The sequence below is a fragment of the Candidatus Edwardsbacteria bacterium genome (assembly GCA_018821925.1).
GTDB lineage: Bacteria > Edwardsbacteria > AC1 > AC1 > EtOH8 > UBA2226.
In genome coordinates this window covers 1-23873 of record JAHJLF010000016.1, presented here as the reverse complement: position 1 = coordinate 23873, position 23873 = coordinate 1, and the positions used below count along the sequence as shown (strand labels likewise).

The following is a 23873-nucleotide window of genomic DNA, read 5'->3' as shown; positions in this document are numbered from 1 at the left end:
GGCTGGAAAAGTATTTCCAGCCTTTAAAATATCCATGCTACCGTTAGAACAGATAGAGCCTATCCTTTATTATTCGGGACTTGGTTTTAAACTTCAGATTCAATCCATCGATCAAGTCCTTGAATTGAGTGAGCTTGGCTTTATTCAAGATCGTCGGACGTTTTGCCGTTATTTCTATGGGCTCCAGCCATAAAGAATCCAACCGGGAGCCTTTCATTATCATATGCAGAACGGCGCTCTGGTTGGCCAAAGAATCCCTCTGGTCAAATATGAAATTCCCCAGGCTATAAGCAATCACCCCACCCCTATAAAGCTCAACCCCCTGCAGAACATGAGGATGGTGCCCCAAGACTATTCCGGCGCCGGCCCTGATGGCCAGCCGGCCCAGATACTTCTGAGCCTTGGATGGTTGCTGCTGATACTCAAAGCCCCAATGAAAGGAAGTGATGACCACCTGGCAAGAATCTTTGACCGCCCGTATTGAATTATAAATCGTTGCGGAATCGGCCGGGGCGATAATATTGTTCTCGTTATTTGGGTTCAGCAAATAAGGCTGGCAGAAAGCCAGAAAACAGATCCGTATGTCGCCTATTTTCAGATAAGCCGGCCGGCATATTGTTTTCATCGCCGATGAATCAGCGCTGCTGTCGCTCCCCGGGCTTTTAGGTATCTCCAGTACCCCGCTATAGGGGATCATTAATGAATCCAAAATTCCAAGTGATTCCTCCAGGCCGCTTGGTCCGCAGTCGTAGGCATGATTGTTGGCAACCGATAAAAAGCCGAAGCCGTTCTGCTTCAAAATATTGGCGGCCACAACCGGGTCGGCTTTAAAACGATAGGGGCTTTGGCTTTTGAATTCCTCTGAACTGATGACCGATTCCAGATTGCCGCACAGCACCTGGCAGGAGTCGGTAACCAGCATCATCCTAGCCAAGGGGTAGCCGGGGCCATGTCGTTCAATTGCTTTTGATACCCCCCGGCCCAGCATAATATCTCCGACGGCTATTATCTCCCACCTTTTTGGCGGAATATCTTCTGCCTTGATGACTGGCGGCCACAGCAAAAAAAGCCACAACCAGGGTGCTAAATTTATTTTCATTACATCATCCCTGAAACGGCCACGAACTCGTAATGGGAAGCGGTTTCCGTGGTGAGGACCTTATTAAGGGCTTTCAAGCCGTTCTCGGTGGCCGGGATCAGAATAAGCGATCTGGCCTTGGTTTTGGCAAGTTGATTTTTCAGCTGGGATAGGCAGCTATTAGCGGAAGCTTGGGTGTCAATTACCAAGTCCGGTGTAATATAAGAGCAGGAATTGGCCCCGGCGGATTTTTTTACCAGGGATTGGGCCGAGGGGTAAGGCTCGATAAGGATGAGCTGATTGCGGCTGCAATAGGAGGTGATCATATCCGTGATCCTGGCATCCTCAACTGCCCGGGATCCCTGCCAGAGGTACAACCCGGCAGGCTCATCGGCCGCAGTCGCGGCATCGTCCAGCTTGTTTTTTATTTTTCCCGAAGGATCGTCCACTAAAATAGTGCCGGGACCGGGGTCATTCCTGGGATAGCCCTTCGGCTCCAAGGTCACCGTACAGATGGCCTCCCTGTCCTTGGATCGGTAGCTGCCTTTTATTATAACCGTTTTGATGGCTGCTATTTTATCGAATTGCCCGGAAAGGGAGGGTTTCTCTGGAGGCCAAAAATAAAGAACCAGGGCGATCTTAGGTAGATTAGAGATGTTTTCAGCCGGGGCTCTTTTTTTGAGAACGGTTATATTAAGGCCCAGGGAATCCCGGGAAAGAAAGGCCAGATCCAGCCGTTGCTTCTTTCTGTTCTCCAGCGATCTGACCGGGGTATAATTTTGGGAAAGGGCTAGCCGGTTTATCATTAAATTGGCCTGGATCAGGGGATATCCCGGAGGGATGTAGATCAGAAAATTACGGGAGCTGTCGGCTCCCGGGCTTAGTGCCCGGACAGTAAAACCCTGGTCCGTCAGGGTTCCCAGCAGGCTTTGAATATCCCCAGTGGCGGGGCGGAAGGCCTGGCTTTTGGGGATTTCCGGCAAGACGGGCTTTTGAGGCCGGCCGACAAAATGGCGCAGACCGAAGGCCGCCAGAAGAACCAGCGCCGCCGCCGGCACAATCCATAGATTGGATCTTTTTTTCTTTCTGTTTCTAGGCATATATTAGGTATCATTTTACCTTACAGTAAATATTTTAGCAAGGGGTAAAATATTTGGCTTGGAATGCCGCCCAATTTTTGGTATCATTGAAAACATGAATAAAAAAACAAGATCTTTTCATCTGGTCCGTATCTGCCTGTCGGCCATGGCCGTTCTGATGGCGGCAACGGTTGGTGCCGCGGGGGACGAGGCGGAGTGCCGTCCCAAAGTGGGCCTGGTACTGTCCGGCGGCGGGGCCAAGGGCTTCGCCCATATCGGGGCGCTCAAGGTCATTGAGGAGACCGGCCTGCAAGTGGACTACATTGCCGGAACAAGCATGGGGGCCATTATCGGCTCCCTGTATGCCATAGGATACAGCCCGGCCCAGATAGAACAGATAGCCCTAGGACAGAACTGGGCGGAGCTGTTTGATGATGCCGCCTCCCGAAGGTATCTGTCTAAGGGAGAGAAGTCCCGGCACGGTATTTATGCCCTCATCTTCCCAATAAGAAAGGGCAGAGTGACCATGCCTTCTGGCCTGATCTCGGGTCAGAAACTGCAGGCCCTGTTAGCTCGGCTTACCTGGCCGGCTAACCGGATTGATGATTTCAATAAATTGCCGACCCCCTTCTGCTGCCTGGCCACCGACCTGGAGACCGGACAGCCGGTGATATTGGACCGGGGATCCCTGCCCGAGGCCGTAAGGGCCAGCATGTCCCTGCCGACGATATTTGTTCCCATGCGCATTGGAGAGCAACTGCTGATCGACGGAGGCATCGTCGATAACCTCCCGGCCAGTCAGGCCAAAGCCATGGGAGCCGAAGTGCTGTTGGGAGTAGATGTCAGCGTTTTACTTCGCTCCCAGGATAAACTGGGATCGTTGATAGAGGTACTGGATCAAACCATAAGCTTCCAGGGTTTTGCCTCGGTGGAAAAACAGCGCCTGTTATGCCAGGCCCTGATAATCCCGGAATTGTCCCAGTACACTTCGGCCAGTTTCAGCCGGATCGGAGAGATCATTAATAAAGGCGAGGAAGCCGCCCGAAAGTCCCGATCGGAGCTGGAGAGGATGATAGACTCCCTGGGCTTGAGACGCAGACAGGAAACAAGAATGACCCCGGCCAGGACGGAATCCCTTTACGTGGTAAATATCGAGGTTGAGGGCTTAAGCAATGTTTCCAAAAAACTGGTTCTGGATGAAATGAACCTGAATGGCGCCGGATGGCTTTCGGCGGACGAGCTGGACCGGGCAATTGAGAGGGTTTACAGCACGCAGTTCTTTGAAAGGGTCACCTATCGGATGGTGCCGGATGGTGCCGGAGTGGGTCTAAAAGTCAAAGTCATAGAAAAGGAGCATCACCTACTAGGGCTGGGATTCAGATACGACAGCAATACCAACGCCGAGATCCTGGCCGGGTTCAATCTTAGGAACCTGCTGGGGCACAGCTCGCTTTTGGTAGCGGACCTGCGTCTGGGCAACAGTCCGGAATTCAAGCTATCAGAGTCCATCCATGCCGGCATCGGAGGCGGCATCGGAGCCCGGCTCAGCCTGGGTTTCGTTCAGTTCCCGGTTTATCTATACCAACATGAGCAGCGCTGGGCCAGCCTGAATTGCAGAATGGCCCGGGGTGAGATCTTTTTAGGATCCATCTATTCCAAAATGCTGGAGCTGGGCGGAAGCATAAAAATGGAGTATTTCCGGTCGTCGCCGGATATCGCCCCGGTGGGATTTGTCGGCACCAAGGAACATCACCTAATCATCGGCCTTTCGTTAGACATGGATACCTATGATCGGAGCGAGTTCCCGACCAGGGGGCAAAAACTGACATTGAGCAATACCCTGGCCAACCGGCAATTCGGGGGGAGGGCCGATTTTTACAAGAAGTCCGGCCTGTGGCAGGGACGCTTTCCGGTGAATAAAAAATTATCGCTCAGCCAGGAGACTTTTTGGGGCAATGTCTCCGGCCGGGAGATCCCCACTCATTACCGCTTCTATCTGGGAGGATTGGACCAACGGCAGGGGGTCATCTCCCTGGCCGGGCTGAAGCCCATGGAGCTTAACGGCAGCAATGTCATGGGCCTGGGGATCGGGGCGCAATATGAGATCTCGTCCGGCAGGTTCGTCACCATAAGCTGGAATATCGCCAAGGCCGGCGACGGGTATTGGAAGGACCAGTTCACCAAACAGGGCCTGGTGAGCGGGGTAAGTTTTGGGGCCGGCATTTTGACTCCGGTGGGTCCTGTCAGGCTGGAGCTGATGGGCGGCAGCCGGCATAGCTTTCTGACCCACCTCCGGTTGGGGCATAATTTCTAGGCCCCAAAGGTCGGATTAAGCAAAAAAAGAAACCTCCCGGTCTCCCGGGAGGTTTTGTCCTATCATCTATATCTTGCAAATTTAGAATGACGGTGTTAGAAGCTTAGGCGCGGTTCTTGGCAAAGCAGTCTGAACAATAGACCGGACGATCGCCTGTGGGCTTGAAGGGAACTTCGGTGTCCTGTCCGCAGTCGGCGCAGGTCACTTTGAACATCTGGCGGGGCCCGCGTCTCTCGGTCTTTTTGGCCGAGCGGCAATCCGGGCAGCGCTGGGGCTCATTCTGGAAGCCCTTCTGTTGATAGAATTCCTGCTCGCCGGCAGTGAAAGTGAATGGTTTCCCGCACTCTTTGCAGGATAGGGTCTTGTCCGTGAAACTCATGTTTCTCCTTGGATTTTGTGTTTTTGCCCGAAAAAAAGCCCCTGGTCAATTTAACAACTGACACGGGGAATTGGTTCTTCCGGACGCTTGGGTTGTTTTACTATTGAGCAGTGTATCATAATGCCGATAGTTTGTCAAGTGTTATTTTAAAATATTTTAAAATATTTTTATAGCCATTAATATGGCCAGAATCAGACCGCCCCTGTATCTCCTCCTTGATCAAGGAGGGGACCTGCGTGATTGTATATCAATAGATTAAAAGTCAGTTCATCCGCCGGATGCGCAGCTCCGTTCCCTTGATCCCCTTCAGGAGCTGGGGCAGGGCTGAGAGATCGCTGTCAGCGTAGTGGTAGGGATAGACGATACGCGGTTTTATCACTTTCACAGCGTTTACTAGTTGTTTGGCGGTCATGGTGTAGGGCTGGTTCATGGGCAGAAAGGCGATGTCGATATTTTTCAGTTGTTTCATCTCCGGGATGTCCTCGGTATCGCCGGCGATATATATCTTTTTCTCGCCGATCTCCAGCACATAACCGTTATCCCGGCCCTTGGGGTGAAACTTGTCCCGCCCCTTGGTGGTATTGTAGGCCGGAACGGCGGTTATCTTAACGTCTTTTATGGTGATGGTATCGCCGTTGGCCATAGCTTTGCCGAAGCCCAAGATGTCGCAAGAAGCCCTGTTTAAAATAATACGCGTTTTAGCCGATAGGATCTTAGCGATGGCCTCCTTGTCGAGGTGGTCCTGGTGCTGGTGGGTAATGAGGATTATGTCCGCTTTGGGCAATTGGGTGTAATCGGCGTAACGGCCCACCGGATCGACATGGATGATCAGCCCATCGTAGTCCAGCATCAGGGTGCCGTGGCCGATGAAGTGGATGACCAGTTTCTTTTGGCCCAAGTCGAAGGTGTCTGTTTCGAAGGATTGTTGGGCATGAGCGGCGGTCAGGGGAAGCAGGAAAAACGACAAAAGAAAAGCGAAATAAGTTTTCATTTTGGTTTCTTCTAAATGATTAACTACGAAATGAATAGTCATTCCTGCGTTTCATTGCATTCTGTGCAGGCTTCAGCAGGAATCCAGAAAGACAGATTTTCCTGGATTCCGGATCAAGTCCGGAATGACAATCAAAACGTCATTTATTATTGCTTTGTTCGCTCTTTTTGGCATCGGTATACAGAACAAAGCAGATGCCGCTGGCGACCATGGTCAAAATGCAAACCGTGGCGAAGACGATCTCCTTGGAGGTGGTGATGCAGGGCAGGACCTTCCAAAAGAAGTACGCGGCGCTGATGAGGCACATGATATTGGCCAGCCAGTAGTAAAGAGAGCTGTTCTTTAATTTCATTTAAGACCTTCCTGTTTGGCATTTAAAAGATTGACCAATATATCAATTACAAATATCTTATCTGCTTTTGCTAATTTATTTGTATAGAAAATGACGGTCCATAACAATATTGGTATCATTATTGCTGTGAGCTTACTGGTTAAAACCGGGAGAATTTCATTGTCATTGAAAATCAATGAAATTAAACCCAATATAAACCAAATTGCGCCTACCACAATTGCGATAAATAAAGAGGCATAATAATTGATTGATGGTTTATACTTAAAACCACCTTCAATTAAGGTGCCTTGTTTGCTTCTAAACAGCTTTCCTTTAAATATCGGTATGTAAGCATGATTATTGATTGGTATAAAACCGCTTTGGTAGTTTTCTTTCCTTTTGATGGTTATATTATCATCACTAATTTTCCCAATAATTTCTGAATTTTCTTTTGAAAAAGCATTGCCTAAATTTGCAATACATTGTTCTTTTGATAATCCTGTTATTAATTTAATCTTCATTTTATTCTCACCCGTTCGATTTGCTGTCGGTGCACAGCACTTCCTGCTGCTGGTTGTAAATGGGGCAGCCGCCGCCGCACAGCGGCAGTTTATCGCATTCCTGGCATTTCTCCTGCAAATAGGCTTTCTTTCTCAAATCAACTGCCGGCTGGGCGTTCCATATCTTCTCCCAGGGGTTGGTCAATATATTTCCCAGCGAAGCGAAATAGCTCTGGCAGGGGATCACCGAGCCGTCCGGCTCCAGGCACATGTTGTACTTGGCGGCGGTGCAGGTCTTAACCCCCAGTTCCATGTTTACCGGGTCCAGCTGGCAATACTGGGTGGGCGTGTACCAGATCAGCCGCAGTTCCAGTTCCTGCGCCTTTTGGCGGATGCGCTCCATTAGGGGTTTTAGTTCTTCCTCCTTGAAGCCGATGCCGCAGGTGGCGCCCTGCCCGGCGTAGATCAGCCCGTTGCAGGCCATGGCGGCCACGCCCAGCGATTTGATGAATTCCATTGTGGCTTCTATCTTGTCGGCATTCAGCCGGGTCAGCGTGGTGTTGGTGATGGTGTATACCGGCGTAGCCACCGCGTTCTTGATGCCCAGGACGGTGTCCTGCCAGGAGCCGGAGGCCCCCACCATTTTGTCGTGGATACCGGCATCGTGCGATTCCAAAGTTATCTGGAAATGATCCAGCCCGGATTCGACCATTCTTTTTACCAGGTCGTTGTTTTTCAAATTTCGGCCGTTGGTCAACAGGCCGGTGACCAGGCCGGTCTCCTCGGCGTAGGCGATCAGGTCCACCAGATCGGGCCTTAAAGTGGCCTCGCCGCCGGTGAAGCAGACATGGGGAATGCCGATCTCCCAGATCTTCTTTATGACCTGTTTCCACTGGTCTGTATTCAGTTCTGCCGGTTGGCGGTCCTTGGGCAGGTAGCAGTGGCCGCAGGCATTGTCGCATTTATAGGTCAGGGCCAGGTCCATCCGGTAGGGCGCCGAGACCGGCGTCTCGAACGGTTCGATGCGGTTGATGTCCATATAGGTGACCGGACAGATGTCGTCGGTCCGGGCCAGGGTGAATATCTTCTCCTTCAGAGAATCGTAATCCTGTTTCAATTGATCGGCCTTGACCCCGCGGTACCTTTTAAGCAACTGCTTAACCGCCTGAACGGTTTCATCTCCCTCAATGATGTGCTTGGCCATCTCGGCAGCGGTCTGGTTCAAATGCAGTATCCGCGAGGCATTAATAACCAGCACCCCCCGGGCATCGGGCTCAATGCGGAGATGCAGCCGGAAGTTTGTCTCGCCCTCCTGTCCCCGGTATTGGAACAGGCCGGGGCGAAGCGGCTTTTCTCTGGAAAATAAATTTTTCAACCAAGCCATTTCTTCACCTTTCTTTTTCCCAGCAGGATCACCGGGAAAATAAGCGTATAATGATTATCGCCGGAGCGTATTTTTTTCAGCAGGGATTCTTTTTTAAAGTAATAGCTCTGGGCCAGGAAATCCGGAAGCACCAGTCCCAGAAGCGGTTTTATCATCATGCCGGCCAGGCCCATCATGGGGCCGACCGGAGTCAACATCAGGTTGATATCGCTAACTTCCAGCAGCAGTTTGCGTTTTCCCTGAAACCCGGCCGAGAGGAGCCTGCCCGAAAGCTTCCAGTTATTCCAGTGGATAATGACGTGGTCTCCGCTTTTTTCCAGCCAGGAGGGAACGATGGTCTGACGGAACAACATGGCCAGAGAGAAGGAGACCAACAGCAGGAGAAACGAGCCCAATACGGTCAACGGCAGAATATTCAAAGTGATGATGAACGATAAGACCAGTACGGCCAGAAGATCGAGCAGAAACAGGACCGCCACAAGCCAGCGGGATGCTCTTAATATATTTTTATTATTCATAGGCCGGTTATCTCCACCACCTTATGACGGTTGGTCTCGCCGCGGACCAGGGTGACGGCGCTTTTACGCACCTTGAAATGTTCCGCCAGAAATTTTACCAGATATGCGTTCGCTTTGCCATCCACCGCCGGGGCCGGGATGTAGACCTTGTAGCCGTCGCCCTCGGAAATGATCTTGGCCTGTTTGGCATTGGGGATTATTTTGAGATTGATGAGCATAATAGTTTTAAACCACCCCTAAATCCCCTCCTTGATCAAGGAGGGGGCGGGGGAGGTCTAACAATTCCCTTCGTTGAATTGTGTGATATGCTTAATGGCCAGGCCCACCGCGCCGCCGTTAAGGATCAGCAGGAACAGCAGGTTTCCGAAGAACAGGTAATGGACAAACCCTAAGATCCCCGGGGCAATGGCCAGACCCAAGGCCACCAGCCGGAACCCCTGGGGATTGGCCCGGGCGGTCATGGCTTTGGGCAGCAAATTCCGGCCGGAGGCGAACCTGAAGCTGAGCCAGACGAAGATGGAGGAAATTGCGATAAAGGCCACCATCACCGGTTCATCCGAAGCCGGGGAGAGAAAATTTCCCACAGCATTCCGGGATTTCAGGAATATCGCGATCAGAGCCAGGATCACCGGCTCGGCGGCCATTGCCCAGTAGACGATGTTCAGGTTATTCTGTTGTTGGGTCAGCGGGTTATTGTCCATCAGTGCCTCCTAATATTTTCTTCTTTTTCCCGAATCGGCTATCTCTGTCAGCTCCTCGGGAAACGGCCGGAAAAAGGTCTGGTCCTTCAGGTATTCCTCATTGAACCGCACTATCCACGACCGGATCAGGCTCTGGGGCACGCTTAACGGCAGCTTGCCGTTGCGGTAGTCTTGCAGGGAATCCAGAAAATATTGTTTCTCGCCGGAGGAGATCTTATCCGAAAAATACCCCAGGGTGTGCATCAGCGCGTTGATGTGCGAGGTATGTTTGGGTGCGTGGGCCAGGGCGGCCGAGAATTCGACCCTGTAGTCCTCTGTCAGGTCGATAAAATATTTATTTTCATGATTGGCTACGATGCGGCCCAAAATCTTCAGTTTGGCCTGGCTGTAGGCCATCAGCAGATATTTATTCCGGGAGTGGAAGGCCACCAACTCTTTCATCTCTCCGGAATTGATAACTCTTCTCAGGTCAGCCAGGGCGAACAGCTTGGTGAAGAAATGCTCCCGGACGGAAAAATTATCAAGCCGGGCCTCATCCTCGATGGCGGCTTCGGGAAATTTTTCCAGCACCGCTTTCCCGAAGAAACCCTGGGCCTTGCCCAGAGGCACCGATTGCTCCGGCCCGGCATAGAATTTGACATCTTTGATCCCGCATGAGGGCGAGCGGCTCTTGAGCAGGAAGCCATCGGCTTCTTTTAAATTATTCAGAAACTTCTGACTGAAAGCCTGCATTTTTTTGGTGACATCCAGGCCGCTGGATGGCTGGACCAGCCGGGTTTCGTCCTTGCTTTCAATCACCCGAATTGGCTGGCGGGGAATGCCCAGCCCGATCTCCATCTCCGGGCAGATCGGGATGAAGTCCACGTGCTTTTTCAGGGCTTCGACCGTTTCGGAGCCTACCATCAGGCTGTTATAACGGCAGGCGGCAAAGGTCAGGCACTTGCTGATTACGACGACAGGCCTATGGGGTTTTTTCATAAATGTTATTCAAATTATATTTTTATGGGATGACGGCAATAAAAAATCATCTCTGTCCTCTTTTGGATTCCCTCCTTCGAGGGAATGACATGTATGGTCAGTCGTTGCAGCCAAGGGCGAAGGGACTTCGCCCCTACAACACACAGTTCCCATAATCTAATATCTATTCTATCTTCCTCCGCCGGCGCAAGCGCAGGCGCATCCGGCACAGGCGCAGGCACAGGCGCAGCCCCCGCCCCCGGAACTCCGACCGCCCGATGAAACCGGGACGGGATTGGTCTTGTTTGTCACGCCCCCGGTAAAACTGTCCAGCTTGCTTACCAAGCCGGCGGACATACTTTCCACCCCGGTGGTGACCTTGTTGGCGAAATCGGCGCCTGGCAGTTTGGGCATCTGCACCCCCGTTCCGCCCGAAGTCTTTACGGTGGTACCCCCGCCGCCGTAATGATAACCGTATCCCGACCGGCCCCACCAGAGTGGCAGAAACACATCTCCGGTGCCGTAATGCTGGGTCATGCGGTTCTTGTAATCGCCGTCCATCATCATCCAGTCGAACTGATCCTCCAGGGGCTGGCTCTTCAATTCCGGTGTCTGGGCGTCCTGCACCTGCTTCCAGGCCTTGGCGATGATGCCGCGGTAATAGGCGGCGGTGTCCTTGCGGGAGAACCCCTTCATCTTGTCGTTGACATCCTTGATTAATTTGATGGCCACCTCCCGCAGTTTGATCTCATCCGGCAGGCCGTATTTGTCCAGGGCCTCCAGAAAACTCTTCTCATAGGGCAGGGCGGCCAGTTCGGGCTTAAGAACCTTTATCCGCAGTTTGGGTTCGCGGTCGGTAACCTCCACCGCTTCTTTTTTAATCAACCCGAACAGCACCATGCTCAGCACCTTGTCCAGCGGCATCTCCAGGATGATGCCGGCCTCGGGCGCGGTCAAGCCCCGTTTGATGCCCACCCCCTCGATGGAAACCTCCGGCGGCAGGTATTTCATACGGCGGGTTTTCTGCTGGCGGACACCGAAGAATATTGCTATTCCGAATATCCAGAAGACGATGGTGCTGAAGAAGAATTTGAAGATGCCGACAATGAAACCAAAGATACCGCCGATCATCTTCTGCCAGAAAGGAGCCGGCTGTTTGACCGCCCCCTTGGGCACATACTTGGCCGGGAACGAGGCTCCGAAGGTGTACTGCCGGTCGGGGTCGGCGCTGCCCAGCACCCAGCGGTAGACCACGGCGTTCTCAACGGTATCCAGCCATGCTTCGGTGAACTGTTTTTGATGATAGCGGGGCTCATCCGGGCCCATGCCGGGCGGAAAAGAAAAATTGCATTCCAGGCGGGTGGAGCCGCTGACATATTTGGAGCCGTACCAAGTGGGGGAAAATTCAAAGGAGACATAGTCCCGGTCCTTTGAATCGCGATACAGCAGCTTTTCCAGATGGATGTTGAAGAACAGCGTGGCCGAGTCGCCGGGTCGGATGGTTTTTTTGCCCAGGTGGACCTCCACCCCGTAAGGCTTGACGTATTCCGAGACCCGGATATCGTCCAGCTCGGTCTGGCCGATCCGAGCCATGGCGCCGTTAATCTGATAACTGCCGTTGGGCATTCCGATATCCACGATGTCTATGGGGTGGGCGCCCGGGTCGCAAATGAAGGTCAGTTCATAATAAAGGTCGGCCTGGCCGGCAGGGGTTATCACCAGCCAGGAGGTGTTGCGCGGCAGGGTGAAGCTGTAGTCCTGAGCCAGACCCGGCCCGGCCAATGCCGCCAGGGCCAGCAATGATAAAACTATTATTTTTCTCATTTTATATCCGCTCTTTTAATTTGATGTTGGCTGGTTTTTTGGTATAATCAATACTGAAACTATAAGGTTGGTTCCAGTTATTGCGAGTTTAACCCCAAGGCCAGTCTTACGAAGCAATCTATGGACCGAATTCGGCGGCCGAAAAATCAAGGCGATCTCGCGATGACCATTCGGGCCTCCTCAATTACTAAAACATGATATTATATGGATATTGGTTTGTCAAGAAATTTAAACCCCCAAGATCTGGCTTGGTGGCACCAGCGCTACGTCCGGCAGGCGGAATGGACCCGGGCCTTGAGACTTTACCTTTACCGTCGGCTTGAGATCGCCCGGTGTAAGAACATTTTGGAGATCGGCTCCGGCACCGGGGTGATCGCCGGAGAGCTGGCTGGCCGCACCGATTCGACAATCTATGGGTTGGATAGCGACACATCGGCCCTGGACTTTGCCCAAAATAAAATCTCAGATAAAGTAAAACCGGTATGGCTGGCCGGCGATGCCGAAAAACTTCCCTTTGGCGATGAATCAGTTGACCTGATAGTCACTCATTATTTTTGGCTGTGGGCCAGGCATCCCGATGTCGTATGCAATGAATGCCGGAGAGTCCTTAAAAAGGGCGGGAAATTGGCGGTCTTGGCCGAACCCGATTACTCGGCGCGGCAGGATTTTCCCGGCAGCCATCCATCCATCAAGGAATTCCTGATGACCGATCTGGCGAAAAAAGGAGCTGATCCGGATATCGGCAAAAAGCTGGGGAGCATCTTTGCTAAGGTCGGGCTTAAAACAATCGTGGGATCGGTAAATGATAAGATAACATTTGAACAGAATCCCGAATTGTTCCGGCAGGAGTGGAATTTGTTGCATAAACTGGGATATCCGAGGGAGGCTCTGGAGTCAATGGAAATAATGACTGACGACAGAGGGATGATAATGCCGGTGCATTGGGCCATCGGCAGGAAAATGTAGACCTTTCGCCGGTCTTTTGATGTTGACATAAAAATAAAGGGCTGTTATACTTACAAGGGTATTTTTTAAAACAGAATAGAGACGAACATATATTTTACGGAGATGAAGATGAGGAGATTTTATTTATTAATTTTATTGGCCTTTACCGTATCCTGCGCTACCCTGCAGCCGGCGGTGGACAAGAAGCCGGTCAAGAAGGATGATGCCAAAACGGTTCAGGTCAACGACCAGGACGCCGGAGCCGAGGACTTCATAAAAAAAGCCCGGAGTCTTTACGCGGAACACAAACCCAGGGAAGCCATCGGGGCCACCCAGGAGATGCTGGCCAAATATCCCGGCTCAAATTATGTCCCCGAGGCCATATATCTTTCGGCCAAGAGCCGCTACGATCTTAACGAGCTGGACCTGGCCCTGAAGAACGGCTGGATGCTGGCCGAAAAATATCCCCAGTCCAAGGAATATCCCATGACCAAGAAACTGCTGGGCGACTGCTATTTCACCAGCCAGGATCACCTGAAAGCCGGGCAGCAGTATATCGAGGGGCTGGAGGCCGCCAGGACCGGGGACGAGCGCGAGGCCCTGCTGCTGCCGCTTTCCGCCATGATCGAGGAGAGGCTTACCGACGGGCAGCTGCGGATACTTTTCCGAAAATATCCCGAATCCGAGATGGCCCCGGCCCTGGGGCTGAAGCTGGCCCAGAAGGAGCTGGACGCCAAGAACAACAGCGAAGCTATCAAGATACTGCAGGAGATCGTTAAAAAATACCCCGCCAGCCAGGAGGCTGGACTGGCCAAACCGGTTCTGGCATCACTCAAGGACAATAAGCCGGTGGTGCCGGTGGGCGATGTCGGGCGCAAGGTGGGCCTGATCGTCCCCTTAAGCGGTCGGTACGGCGAGTACGGCACCGCGGTCAAAGAGGGGGTGAACATGGCTTTTACCGAATATAACAAGACCACCACCAATAAGATCAAGCTGATCATTGAAGACACCAAGGGCGACATCATCGACGCCATCAAGGCCACCATTCGGCTGAGCGACACCAGCCAGGTAATCGGGATCATCGGCGAGGTGCTGTCCGGGCCCACCAGCGCGGCGGCCGGAATTGCCAACCTCAAGAACGTGCCGTTTTTGTCGCCCACCGCCTCGGAGGAGAGGATCTCCACTCTGGGGCCGTATATATTCCAGCTGAGTCAGAGCATCAGTTGGCAGGGGGCGGCCCTGGCCGATTGCGCGGTGAATAAGCTGGGAATGAAAACGCTGGGGGTGATGTATCCCAACGATCCCGGCTGGGCGGCGGTGGCCGAAGCCTTCGTTCAACAGGCCAAGAACCTGGGGGCCAGGGTGGCGGTCTCGGTCTCTTACGAACCGGGCACCACCGACTTCAAGGCCCAGGCCGAGACCCTGAAGGCCGGAAAAGTCCAAGCGGTGTTCATACCGACCACGCCCAATGACATCATCATGATCGCGCCGCAGCTGGTCTACAATCAACTGAAGGTGCAGCTGCTGGGGTCCGATGGCTGGGGCGACCCCAAGGTCACCTCCAAGGGCGGAACCTATGTGGAGGGGGCCATCTTCGCCACCCTGTCCTCCGGTTCCAGCCTGGCCCAGGCCGCGGCCAAATTCGAGGAGAGCTATAAGAAGGCCTACGGCAAGGCGCCTTCCAAGCTGTCTGCCCAGGCCTATGACGGCGCCAAGGTGATGCTGGCCGCCCTGCAGAAGGGGGCCTCCACCCGGGAGGATCTGCAAAAAGCCCTGAACCAGGCCGAGAACGCCAGCCAGGGGGCCTCCGGCCAGTTCGCCTTCGGTAGTCAGGGAGCCATGCCCAAGTCCAAACTGATGACCATCCGCAACAAACAGGTCAAGGAGCTGGAATAAACACCGATAATAGTTTATGGATCATGGATGACAGGGGCCGCACCGGACCGCCTGTCAGGGCGGTCATTGCGAGGAAGCCTCGAAGCCGGGCAAACGAAGCAATCTCGCTTTGTCATTCCCAAGAAACTTGTCTTCGAAAAACAGGGGGTCCCTTTCCTAAATGCAGGCATTAAGATAAAATTGGAACCGGACTGTATTCTTCCCACTTTCTCTTTGAAGAGAAAGTAGGAAAGAGAACTTGTCGCTGATGCTCTGCCCGGTAGCCCCAAACTGTCGGCCTAAATTTGACGAACTCGCTTTGCTCAGACATCGCCAAATTCCCAAGTGCCTCCGCTAAAGCTATGGCACTCGAGGAAGCCCAATATAATGTGTAAGCGGACGGCCTCCTCTATTCAGCGACAGAGCATAGGCGACCTTAAGCCAGGTTTGATATTCTTATCATTTCCGTGAAAACGGTATTCATAATTAAACAAGAAATATTTTTGTTTTACAAGTGCTTTTCGATAATCTCATAGGCCAGAGCGTGGCCAAGAAAATATTGCGGCAGGCTTGGACCGAGGACCGGCTGGCCCAGAGCTATCTGTTCTACGGGCCGGACGGGGTGGGCAAGGAACTGGCCGCCATGGAACTGGTGATGGCCCTCAACTGCCAGTCCGAGAGCGACCAGCCCTGCCGGCAGTGCAACTCCTGCCATAAGACCGAGGCCTATATCCATCCCGATTTCCACTACCTGTTCCCCCGGCCCCATCCCTCGTCGGATAGCGACAAGCGGAAACTGGCCGAGGAGATCTCGGAGATGCTCAAGGAGAAAGAGGCTCAGCCCCACCAGGCTTTCGATTTCGGCAGCCGGCCGATTGCCATCTCCATCGACGACATCCGCGAGCTGCAGGAGAGGCTGGGTTTTTTGCCATACGAAGGGAAACGCAAGGTGGTGCTGATAACCGGGGTCGAGGCCATGACCACCGAGGCGGCCAACGCTTTTTTGAAGATCCTGGAGGAACCATCGCCCACCACCAATTTCATCCTGACCACCGACCGGCCCAATGCCCTGCTGCCAACTATTCTGTCGCGCTGCCAGAAGGTACGGTTCGAGCCCCTGCCGCAGGAGGAGGTAATAAAGTCCCTGGTCAAAGACCACGGGCAGGATCCCCGGGCCGCCGGCCTGCTGGCCGAGCTTTCCGGCAACAGCCTGGGAAGGGCCCTGCAGATGACCGATCAGGACCTGCTGTCCGAAAGGGACCTGGCCGTCAAGCTGCTGAAGGCGGCGGTGGACGGCCAGCAATGGGAAATGGTGGAGACCATCGATCAGATAGCCCGGGACCGGGGGCGCCCGGCCAGGATACTGGAGATGCTGTCGGCGGTGGTCGCCGACCTGGTGCATCTAAAAGTAACGGGAAAGATACTGAATGCCGACCGGCAGGCCGAGCTGTCGGACATCGGGAAAAGAATAGACCAGCAGAAGCTTTCGGAGATGGTCCGGGCCATTGAAAAGGCCAGGATCGCGCTGGAGCGAAACGTAACCCCCAGGCTGTGCCTGCTGTCAGCCTGCAATACAACGCAAGGAGAGGAAGATGCCTTCACCTCTGATTGAGGTTCATTTTAAACAGGCCCGGGGAACATACTACAACAACCCCCAGGAGCTGAGCCTGATGCCCCAGGAGTTGGTGGTGGTCACCTACGACAGCTCCGAGGAGATCGGGACGGTGGTCCGCAACAACGTTCAGTTCCGCGAGAAGATGAAACGCTCCGGGGAGGTCCTGCGCAAGGCCACCGAAGAGGATCTGGCCAAACTGCAGACCAACCACAAACGCGAAGAGGAGGCCTATTTGGCCTGCCAGAACCTGGTGGCCAAGCACCAACTTCATATGAGCCTGGTGGACGTGGAGTCGCGCTTCGACGGCAGCAAGCTGATCTTCTACTTCACCGCCGAGAAGCGGGTGGACTTCCGGAACCTGGTGCGGGACCTGGCCACCATGTTCAAGGGCCGGATTGAGATGCGCCAGATAGGGGTTCGGGACGAGGCCCGGCGGGTGGGCGGCTACGGCCAGTGCGGCCGCCAGCTGTGCTGCGTGGCCTGGCTGAACAACTTCGAGCCGGTCACCCTGAAGATGGCCAAGGAGCAGAACATGTCGATGACCTCCAGCAAGATGCTGGGCCTGTGCGGCCGCCTGATGTGCTGCTTGATGTATGAGGACGCTTTTTACGAGGAATCCTACAGCCACCTGCCCAAGGTGGGCTCGGTGGTGAATACCCCGCAGGGCGACGGCACCGTCTACAAGGTGGACATCTTCAAGCAGAGGATACACGTCAAGTTCGACGAGGGCCACGCCTGGTTCCCTTTTTCGGAGATCAAGCAGAAATGAAGAATTTTTACATAACCACACCCATCTATTACGTCAATGACGAGCCTCATATCGGGCACGCCTACACCACCATCCTGGCGGACGTGCTGACCCGCTATCACCGGCTTTTCGGAGATAGAAGCTTTTTTCTGACCGGCCTGGACGAGCACGGCCAAAAGGTGCAGGAGGCGGCGGTCAAGCGGGGCGTTTCCCCGCAGGAGCATTGCGACCAGATGTCCGCCCGCTTTACTGGCCTGTGGAAAAAGCTGGAGATAACCAACGACGATTTCATCCGCACCACCGAGGTCCGCCATCAGGCGGTGGTCAAAAAAGTCCTGCAGGAGCTTTACGACCAGGGCCAGATCTATCCGGCCGAATACGACGGCTGGTACTGCACCCCCGACGAAAGGTTCTGGACAGAGAAGGACATCAAGGACGGCAACTGCCCAGACTGCGGGCGGCCGGTGTCCAAGATCACGGAGAAGAACTATTTCTTCAAGATGTCGCAGCACCAGCAATGGCTGATAGACGAGATAACCTCCGGCCGGATGACGATCAAACCCGAGACCCGGAAGAACGAAGTACTGGGCTTCTTAAAAAAACCGCTGAACGACCTGTGCATCTCCCGGCCCAAGAAACGGCTGGCTTGGGGCATAGAACTGCCCTTTGACCATGATTACGTTACCTATGTCTGGTTCGACGCTCTGATCAACTATATCTCGGCGCTGGGCTACCATTCTCCGGACGATGGAAAATATCAGGAATTCTGGCCCTCCGCCCTGCACCTGCTGGGCAAGGACATTCTGACCACCCATTCGGTCTACTGGCCTACTATGCTCCATGCCATGAAGGTCAAGACCCCTCAGACAATACTGGCGCACGGTTGGTGGCTGGTAGGTGATACTAAAATGTCAAAATCATTGGGTAATGTGGTAAAACCTTTGGATTTGGTAGATAAATATGGCGTTGACCCATTTAGATATTTTTTGATGAGAGATATGACACTTGGGGCAGATTCAATATTTTCCGAAGCGAGCTTGGTAATGCGTATTAATAGTGACTTGGCCAATGATTTTGGGAATTTGGCCAGTCGCGTATTAAAAATGATTAATTCATATTGTGAAGGCAAAATACCTAGTAAACCTAATGATAGCTATATCCAATCTAAAATACATAAAGGTTTAATAGAAGAAACAAATAGAATTGTAGAAACTGTTAAAGAGCATGTTGAATGCCTTGACCCAAATAAAGCAATAGAGTCTATTATATATTTAATCAAACTTACTAACCGCTATATTCATGCAACTGAACCGTGGAAACTTCATAAAGGGAAAAAATATCAAGATATTAACACAATATTATATGTTGCCACAGAAGTATTGCATTTTTCAGCTGTATTACTTTCGCCTGTTATGCCACAAAAATGCGGGCAACTGTTGACAAAATTAGGCGTTGAGGACAAGGATGTTAATATCAATGCCCTCAGGTGGGGACATATTAAATCAGGGCATGCGATCGGTCCAGTTGAGCAATTGTTTCCGAAAATTGGTGAAGGAGTAAACTTTAAAGATTTTAATTTACAAAAAGGTTTTTCTGTTGGATTAATACAACCGTTAACCTCTGTGAATAAAGACGAAGGGAAAAAGAATATGGAAGAAAATAAAATACTGGAATCAGGAACTGAAAAATCGGAAATTGTTGATGAAGATCTGATAGATATAGATTATTTCAAAAAGATAAAACTGCGCACCGCCGAGATCATTTCGGCCGAGAAAGTTCCCAATGCCGACAAACTGCTGAGATTGCAGGTCAAATTGGGTCAGGAGACCCGGCAGGTGCTGGCCGGTATCGCCCAGTGGTACACTCCGGAATCGCTGGTGGGACAGCAGGTGGTGATCGTGGCCAATCTCAAGCCGGCCAAGATCCGGGGGCTGGAATCGCACGGCATGCTGCTGGCGGCCCAGGATAAGGATGGGGTGGTGATACTTAATCCGCAGAGGAAGACCGATCCCGGCAGCGAAGTGAGATAGATAATCCGTGAATATAAAAAGGGCGAATCTGAACGATTCGCCCTTTGACCTAAGGCTCCCGACCCCTCCCTTGATCCCTCGCCCGTAAGGAGAGAGTAATATTATCGTAGGGGCGAAGTTTCTTCGCACAGTAACATACCAATAACCCTGCATGCCATTCCCTTGACGACGGGAATCCAGAAAAGGTTCTTCCGCTTTCTCTTGTAACCAAGAGAAAGCTACAAAGAGAAGTTTTAGGGGACGGCAAACTGACGGTTTCAAAACAGACCACGCTATTAACCCGCCGAAAACAATTATGCAATTCTGATTGTGCCAGCAACACTGGCCGTGGCCGCTCCCCTAAGACCCGCCTTGGCCGGTTCATCGGCTAAGCTTGGGTTTGGTATCCGACCCAGCATGGTAGAGGGTCATTCAGCCTACGTAGCGAGGTGATATTACGATTGGCTACTTCGGCGAAGTGGGTTTGCGAAAGGGCATTGTGTTTTGGAAATTGATGTGAGTGCTTCGCCCCTGGCTGCAACGCCGGGCTACGCATGTCATTCCCTCGAAAGAGGGAATCCAGGTACCCATCCCTGCCCACGCAGGCTCTCCCCAATGTTCAGCTTACCTATCTAGATGCTACTATGATTGGCTGCTTCAGCGACTACTTACGCTGATTTTATTATTCTAATAAAATAAATCTGATATTTTTATTATGGTGTAAAATGGCTTATTTAATATTAGCTGATATTGTTGTGCTGATACACCTTCTTTTTATCGTATTTGTTATATTGGGCGGTTTGCTGTGCTTTAAATGGAGAAAAATTTTATGGTTTCATGTGCCGGCGTTTATCTGGGGGGCGGCAATTGAGTTCAGCGGAGGTATCTGCCCATTGACGCCGTTGGAAAACTGGCTTAGATATTCAGGCGGCAGGGAAATATACAGTTCTGGTTTTATTGAACATTATATTATCCCGGTTATCTATCCCGACGTGCTGACCAGAAACATGCAGATAGCATTTGGGATTTTGGCGTTAACGGTAAATGCTTGCATATACGCTTTTATACTTTATTATAAAATAAAAAGAAAAAAAACATAAACATGGAGGTAAAATAAAAATGTCCGATATCATCAAAAAGATCATCGCCTTGGGGGTTCTGGAACGCAAAACCCTGGTGGGCGACATGGTGGAAAGCGAAAAGGGCCTCAAGGAGGCATTCTGCAGCCTGATAAAAAATGCCGACCAGCCTTTGGCAGAAGAATTTTATAAATCACTGCCGTCCGGCTGGGATGGATACATCAAGGACGAGGTCTCAAAGACAGGGGCGCTGCCTCCGGAGAAGGAGCAGCAAGCCCTGCAGGAGATCTCGCGGCAGATCGAGGGCATCGGAGCCAGGGTGGGAAAATTGGAGCAGAGCACAGTTAAATCCAAAAAGCAGACCCTGAAGTTCCGGGAGACGATGAAGGCCGGGTTCATTAAGTTGGAGAAGGTGATATCGGACCAGACCAGGGGGATCGAGCGCGGGCCGCTGCAGAAGGAATATCCCGCCGGCGCCGAGGTCATTGAACTGCCTCAGCCGGACAAATCGGTCATAAAGAAATCTGACATCTTCGACTGTATCGGCGACCGCAAGAGCCGCCGCAAGTACACGGACGATCCGTTATCTTTGAACGAGTTGTCGTACCTACTGTGGGCCACCCAGGGGGTCAAAAGCATGAGGGGAAACCTGGTTGCTTTCCGCACCGTGCCGTCGGGCGGATGCATGCATCCCTTCGAGACCTACCTGGCGGTCAACAATGTTGCCGGCCTGAAAAATGGAATATATCGCTATCAGCCGGTGGACCATAAATTGGTGAAACTTTTCAGCCCCGCCTCGATGCCCAAAAAACTGACCAAGGCGGCCCTGGGCCAGGATTTCGTAGGCAACTGCGCGGTAACATTCATCTGGAGTGCGGTCCCGTACAAGACGGAGTGGCGCTACTCCCTGGAAGCTAAGAAGATCATTCTGCAGGACTCGGGGCACCTCTGCCAGAACCTTTATCTGGCCTGCGAGTCCATCGGCTGCGGAACCTGCGCCATCGGGGCCTATAACCAGAAATTGTTTGATAAGCTGTGCCAATTGGACGGCAGGGACGAGTTCGTGGTCTACGTGGCACCGGTGGGGAAAATAGGGAATGGATCATAGGGGATAGATAATTGGGGAACAGGACTCTGTAGCCGGGCAGCGGTTACAATCTGTTTTGAACGGATGACACAAGGAGATCATGAAAAAAACCATATCCCTAATCCTGCTGCTGACCATTGTGCCGGCGGCGGCCCTGGCCCAGTGGAGCGTCAACCTCAACCTCGGCTGGCTGGGCAACGCCAGCCCTGACTGGGCGGAGAACGGGTTTGATGACAAACCCTTCTCGCTATGGGAGAGCGGCTGGCAGGCCGGTGGCGGGCTGGAATACCGGGCCAAGGACTGGCTGGCATTTGGCGGTTCCGGCTCCTACCAGACATTCAGCAAGCAGCCTGCTGGAAGCGCGGAGATCACCGGGGTAGGCGGACAAACCTTGGTCTGGACCGGCCAGGCCTCTTGGCAGGTTCCGGTGAGCCTGTACCTTAAGCTGATCAGACCGCGGGCCATCATGGGCACCAACCTAAAATTGGGACTGGGAGTGATGGCCTCGCATGTCGGGCAGTTGACGGTGATCACCGAAGGAGGTTTTGCAGGCACGACTGACACCATAATGGTCTCGGGAACCGGGGAGACCGTTTATCGGCCCTTCGGCCAAATAAGCGCCGGGATAAAGTTTCCCCTTACCCGCCGGGTGGGCATAACTTTGGATTATGGGTTTTTAATGACTTTCGATCAAATGGTGATCGAGACTCCGCTGGAGCTGGGGTTGGCAGTGGGGTGGTAGGAAGAATAAGTATTTTAAACGAAATGGCTATTTATGAAGTATCGGATTTATATTGACGAAGTTGGGAACCCAGATTTAGATAGCTCAAACAACCCAAATCACAGATATCTTAGTCTTACTGGAATAATCATAGAGCTAAGGCATGCTGATTTTGTAATTCATCCGCAAATGGAGAAAATAAAACGTGATTATTTTACCTATCATTCAGATGAGCCGGTAATATTCCACAGAAAAGAAATGATAAATTCCAAATCCCCGTTTGAATGTTTAAAAAATCCAGAGAAAAGAGCATCTTTTGATGGTGAACTTCTTAAATTATTGAACGCCTGGCAATATACTGTAATGACAGTATGCATTGATAAAAAAAAGCACAGAGAAACGTACAACACATGGAGATATGATCCGTACCATTATTGTTTGGCAGTTCTATTGGAAAGATATGTGTTCTTTTTAGAGCAAAAAGGGTGCAAGGGCGATGTGATGGCTGAGTCTAGAGGGGGTAAAGCTGATATGAGATTAAAAGCATCTTTTCGCGGGCTTATTGAAAAAGGCACAGACTACGTTGCCCCTGATAAGTTTCAAGAAAGTTTAACAAGCAAAGAGCTTAAGGTTAAGCCCAAACTTAATAATATAAGTGGTCTTCAGATTGCTGATCTTTTGGCGCACGACAGCCGCGATGAAATTCTCTCTGACCAAGGTATTTCGAACAATATTACGATTTTTGCACAAAGTATATCAGATATTTTGCAGAAAAAATATTATAAACGAAATGCTTTGATTTATGGCAAAAAGTTTATATAATAAGAAAAGGGGCTTTTGCAAGCCCCAATTCCGATAGCACTTGGCCATCCACCTCCGCATCAGCGGATTGACTTCATTATAATGCTTAAGGACTGGTTTGTCAAGATAATTTTAAACAAATTTTATTTCACTAACTGGGAGCAGGAAAGTATATATCCAGCAAAGGTGCAGGCATCATAATTTCGCCCCACCACTATCAAATAAATCCCGTTAATTAATTTTATCTATTGATATTAAGGTCGATTAGTTCTATAATATACCCGTTTATGAATTCATTCTTTAATCAGAGGCCAAAGAGATGGTGAAATACAAGGAAAAAAATATTTTCAGGGCCAAGGATACCCGGATCGAGGTCAAGCCCATCAAAAAACTGAAACTCTACGGTTTCAACAACCTGACCAAGACCCTCAGTTTTAACATGTACGATATCTGCCATGCCAAGGGGCTCAAGTACAGCGAGGACTATATCAAATACATCGACGAGGAATATAACGCCGCCCGGCTGACCAAGATACTCAAAGAGGTGGCCTCCATCATCGGGGCCAAGGTGCTGAATATCGCCCAGCAGGATTACGATCCCCAGGGCGCCAGCGTCACCATGTTGATCTCGGAACAGCACGTACAAACTGACTATCCAGATTTTCCCGACGCCCCGGCCGAGAATATCCAGTCGGAAGCGGTGGTGGGCCATCTGGACAAGAGCCACATCACCGTCCATACCTATCCCGAGAGCCATCCCTACAACGGCATCAGTACCTTCCGGGCCGATATCGACGTCTCCACCTGCGGGGTGATCTCGCCGCTTAAGGCCCTGAACTACCTGCTGGACGCTTTCTATTCCGATATTGCCGTGATCGACTATCGGGTGCGGGGATTCACCAGGGATCTCACCGGCCGGAAATATTTCATAGACCAC

Annotated in this window: 23 protein-coding genes; 11 read left to right on the top strand and 12 right to left on the bottom strand. The window is 51.8% G+C overall.

Annotated features, from left to right (window positions below; all coding sequences use genetic code 11):
• Positions 1 to 43: 43 nt before the first annotated feature.
• On the bottom strand, positions 44 to 1099 hold the full coding sequence (locus KJ869_01410; GenBank protein ID MBU1575851.1) for a CapA family protein: 1056 nt from the start codon (positions 1097 to 1099) through the stop codon (positions 44 to 46).
• Positions 1099 to 2178 carry a divergent polysaccharide deacetylase family protein gene (locus KJ869_01405; protein MBU1575850.1) on the bottom strand — a complete coding sequence of 360 codons (1080 nt, stop codon included), beginning with the start codon at positions 2176 to 2178 and terminating at the stop codon, positions 1099 to 1101. Before KJ869_01405 ends, KJ869_01410 begins: the two co-directional genes overlap by 1 nt.
• Before the next feature lie 94 nt (positions 2179 to 2272).
• Between KJ869_01405 and KJ869_01400 the strand changes: the two genes are divergently transcribed.
• Entirely contained in the window at positions 2273 to 4471 is a 2199-nt protein-coding gene (locus KJ869_01400) for a patatin-like phospholipase family protein (protein ID MBU1575849.1), read from the top strand.
• Between the two features lie 103 nt (positions 4472 to 4574).
• Here KJ869_01400 and KJ869_01395 read toward each other — a convergent pair whose 3' ends face one another.
• The 10 genes from KJ869_01395 to KJ869_01350 form a co-directional block, all read right to left on the bottom strand.
• On the bottom strand, positions 4575 to 4850 hold the full coding sequence (locus KJ869_01395) for a zinc-ribbon domain containing protein (protein MBU1575848.1): 276 nt from the start codon (positions 4848 to 4850) through the stop codon (positions 4575 to 4577).
• Between the two features lie 262 nt (positions 4851 to 5112).
• Positions 5113 to 5883, bottom strand: coding sequence for an MBL fold metallo-hydrolase (locus tag KJ869_01390; GenBank protein MBU1575847.1), 771 nt, complete (start codon positions 5881 to 5883; stop codon positions 5113 to 5115).
• A gap of 97 nt (positions 5884 to 5980) precedes the next feature.
• The gene (locus KJ869_01385) at positions 5981 to 6193 is read right to left on the bottom strand and encodes a hypothetical protein (protein ID MBU1575846.1); all 213 of its coding nucleotides are present in this window, start codon (positions 6191 to 6193) and stop codon (positions 5981 to 5983) included.
• On the bottom strand, positions 6190 to 6693 hold the full coding sequence (locus tag KJ869_01380) for a hypothetical protein (protein MBU1575845.1): 504 nt from the start codon (positions 6691 to 6693) through the stop codon (positions 6190 to 6192). The genes KJ869_01385 and KJ869_01380 overlap by 4 nt, the downstream gene beginning before the upstream one ends.
• A 7-nt stretch (positions 6694 to 6700) precedes the next feature.
• Positions 6701 to 8056 carry a radical SAM protein gene (locus KJ869_01375; GenBank protein ID MBU1575844.1) on the bottom strand — a complete coding sequence of 452 codons (1356 nt, stop codon included), beginning with the start codon at positions 8054 to 8056 and terminating at the stop codon, positions 6701 to 6703.
• Complete coding sequence (locus KJ869_01370; protein MBU1575843.1) at positions 8044 to 8574, bottom strand: hypothetical protein; 531 nt, start codon at positions 8572 to 8574, stop codon at positions 8044 to 8046. Before KJ869_01370 ends, KJ869_01375 begins: the two co-directional genes overlap by 13 nt.
• A complete protein-coding gene (locus KJ869_01365) occupies positions 8571 to 8792 on the bottom strand; it encodes a YggU family protein (GenBank protein ID MBU1575842.1) in 222 nt (73 codons plus the stop codon). Before KJ869_01365 ends, KJ869_01370 begins: the two co-directional genes overlap by 4 nt.
• A 57-nt stretch (positions 8793 to 8849) precedes the next feature.
• On the bottom strand, positions 8850 to 9275 hold the full coding sequence (locus tag KJ869_01360; GenBank protein MBU1575841.1) for a hypothetical protein: 426 nt from the start codon (positions 9273 to 9275) through the stop codon (positions 8850 to 8852).
• A 9-nt stretch (positions 9276 to 9284) separates the two neighbouring features.
• Positions 9285 to 10253, bottom strand: coding sequence for a DUF523 and DUF1722 domain-containing protein (locus tag KJ869_01355; GenBank protein ID MBU1575840.1), 969 nt, complete (start codon positions 10251 to 10253; stop codon positions 9285 to 9287).
• A 168-nt stretch (positions 10254 to 10421) separates the two neighbouring features.
• Positions 10422 to 12056: a hypothetical protein gene (locus tag KJ869_01350; GenBank protein ID MBU1575839.1), complete on the bottom strand. Its 1635-nt coding sequence runs from the start codon at positions 12054 to 12056 to the stop codon at positions 10422 to 10424.
• A gap of 216 nt (positions 12057 to 12272) precedes the next feature.
• Between KJ869_01350 and KJ869_01345 the strand changes: the two genes are divergently transcribed.
• The 10 genes from KJ869_01345 to speD form a co-directional block, all read left to right on the top strand.
• Entirely contained in the window at positions 12273 to 13022 is a 750-nt protein-coding gene (locus KJ869_01345) for a class I SAM-dependent methyltransferase (protein ID MBU1575838.1), read from the top strand.
• 108 nt (positions 13023 to 13130) lie between these two features.
• Positions 13131 to 14897, top strand: coding sequence for a penicillin-binding protein activator (locus KJ869_01340; GenBank protein ID MBU1575837.1), 1767 nt, complete (start codon positions 13131 to 13133; stop codon positions 14895 to 14897).
• 523 nt (positions 14898 to 15420) lie between these two features.
• On the top strand, positions 15421 to 16488 hold the full coding sequence (holB, locus tag KJ869_01335; GenBank protein ID MBU1575836.1) for a DNA polymerase III subunit delta': 1068 nt from the start codon (positions 15421 to 15423) through the stop codon (positions 16486 to 16488).
• The gene (locus KJ869_01330; GenBank protein MBU1575835.1) at positions 16469 to 17260 is read left to right on the top strand and encodes a stage 0 sporulation protein; all 792 of its coding nucleotides are present in this window, start codon (positions 16469 to 16471) and stop codon (positions 17258 to 17260) included. Before holB ends, KJ869_01330 begins: the two co-directional genes overlap by 20 nt.
• Positions 17257 to 19269, top strand: a complete 2013-nt coding sequence (gene metG, locus KJ869_01325; protein MBU1575834.1) for a methionine--tRNA ligase — start codon at positions 17257 to 17259, stop codon at positions 19267 to 19269. The genes KJ869_01330 and metG overlap by 4 nt, the downstream gene beginning before the upstream one ends.
• A gap of 704 nt (positions 19270 to 19973) precedes the next feature.
• Positions 19974 to 20348, top strand: coding sequence for a DUF2784 domain-containing protein (locus tag KJ869_01320; GenBank protein ID MBU1575833.1), 375 nt, complete (start codon positions 19974 to 19976; stop codon positions 20346 to 20348).
• Between the two features lie 361 nt (positions 20349 to 20709).
• Positions 20710 to 21435 (top strand): SagB/ThcOx family dehydrogenase, encoded by a 726-nt coding sequence (locus KJ869_01315; GenBank protein ID MBU1575832.1) that lies wholly within the window; start codon positions 20710 to 20712, stop codon positions 21433 to 21435.
• Positions 21436 to 21514: 79 nt separating this feature from the next.
• Positions 21515 to 22156 (top strand): outer membrane beta-barrel protein, encoded by a 642-nt coding sequence (locus KJ869_01310; GenBank protein MBU1575831.1) that lies wholly within the window; start codon positions 21515 to 21517, stop codon positions 22154 to 22156.
• Between the two features lie 33 nt (positions 22157 to 22189).
• Positions 22190 to 22957 carry a DUF3800 domain-containing protein gene (locus tag KJ869_01305; protein MBU1575830.1) on the top strand — a complete coding sequence of 256 codons (768 nt, stop codon included), beginning with the start codon at positions 22190 to 22192 and terminating at the stop codon, positions 22955 to 22957.
• A gap of 346 nt (positions 22958 to 23303) precedes the next feature.
• Positions 23304 to 23873, top strand: a 570-nt coding sequence (gene speD, locus KJ869_01300; GenBank protein ID MBU1575829.1) for an adenosylmethionine decarboxylase, incomplete at its 3' end; no start/stop codon positions are given.

Excerpts from the sequence above, each read along its gene's own strand:
- KJ869_01405 (MBU1575850.1), bottom strand. The coding sequence starts at position 2,178 with ATGCCTAGAAACAGAAAGAAAAAAAGATCCAATCTATGGATTGTGCCG.
- KJ869_01380 (MBU1575845.1), bottom strand. The coding sequence starts at position 6,693 with ATGAAGATTAAATTAATAACAGGATTATCAAAAGAACAATGTATTGCA.
- KJ869_01340 (MBU1575837.1), top strand. The coding sequence starts at position 13,131 with ATGAGGAGATTTTATTTATTAATTTTATTGGCCTTTACCGTATCCTGC.
- metG (MBU1575834.1), top strand. The coding sequence starts at position 17,257 with ATGAAGAATTTTTACATAACCACACCCATCTATTACGTCAATGACGAG.
- KJ869_01360 (MBU1575841.1), bottom strand. The coding sequence starts at position 9,275 with ATGGACAATAACCCGCTGACCCAACAACAGAATAACCTGAACATCGTC.
- KJ869_01375 (MBU1575844.1), bottom strand. The coding sequence starts at position 8,056 with ATGGCTTGGTTGAAAAATTTATTTTCCAGAGAAAAGCCGCTTCGCCCC.
- KJ869_01390 (MBU1575847.1), bottom strand. The coding sequence starts at position 5,883 with ATGACTATTCATTTCGTAGTTAATCATTTAGAAGAAACCAAAATGAAA.
- KJ869_01365 (MBU1575842.1), bottom strand. The coding sequence starts at position 8,792 with ATGCTCATCAATCTCAAAATAATCCCCAATGCCAAACAGGCCAAGATC.
- KJ869_01355 (MBU1575840.1), bottom strand. The coding sequence starts at position 10,253 with ATGAAAAAACCCCATAGGCCTGTCGTCGTAATCAGCAAGTGCCTGACC.
- KJ869_01350 (MBU1575839.1), bottom strand. The coding sequence starts at position 12,056 with ATGAGAAAAATAATAGTTTTATCATTGCTGGCCCTGGCGGCATTGGCC.
- KJ869_01410 (MBU1575851.1), bottom strand. The coding sequence starts at position 1,099 with ATGAAAATAAATTTAGCACCCTGGTTGTGGCTTTTTTTGCTGTGGCCG.
- KJ869_01305 (MBU1575830.1), top strand. The coding sequence starts at position 22,190 with ATGAAGTATCGGATTTATATTGACGAAGTTGGGAACCCAGATTTAGAT.
- KJ869_01315 (MBU1575832.1), top strand. The coding sequence starts at position 20,710 with ATGAAGGCCGGGTTCATTAAGTTGGAGAAGGTGATATCGGACCAGACC.
- KJ869_01385 (MBU1575846.1), bottom strand. The coding sequence starts at position 6,193 with ATGAAATTAAAGAACAGCTCTCTTTACTACTGGCTGGCCAATATCATG.
- KJ869_01310 (MBU1575831.1), top strand. The coding sequence starts at position 21,515 with ATGAAAAAAACCATATCCCTAATCCTGCTGCTGACCATTGTGCCGGCG.
- KJ869_01395 (MBU1575848.1), bottom strand. The coding sequence starts at position 4,850 with ATGAGTTTCACGGACAAGACCCTATCCTGCAAAGAGTGCGGGAAACCA.
- KJ869_01330 (MBU1575835.1), top strand. The coding sequence starts at position 16,469 with ATGCCTTCACCTCTGATTGAGGTTCATTTTAAACAGGCCCGGGGAACA.
- KJ869_01400 (MBU1575849.1), top strand. The coding sequence starts at position 2,273 with ATGAATAAAAAAACAAGATCTTTTCATCTGGTCCGTATCTGCCTGTCG.
- KJ869_01370 (MBU1575843.1), bottom strand. The coding sequence starts at position 8,574 with ATGAATAATAAAAATATATTAAGAGCATCCCGCTGGCTTGTGGCGGTC.
- KJ869_01320 (MBU1575833.1), top strand. The coding sequence starts at position 19,974 with ATGGCTTATTTAATATTAGCTGATATTGTTGTGCTGATACACCTTCTT.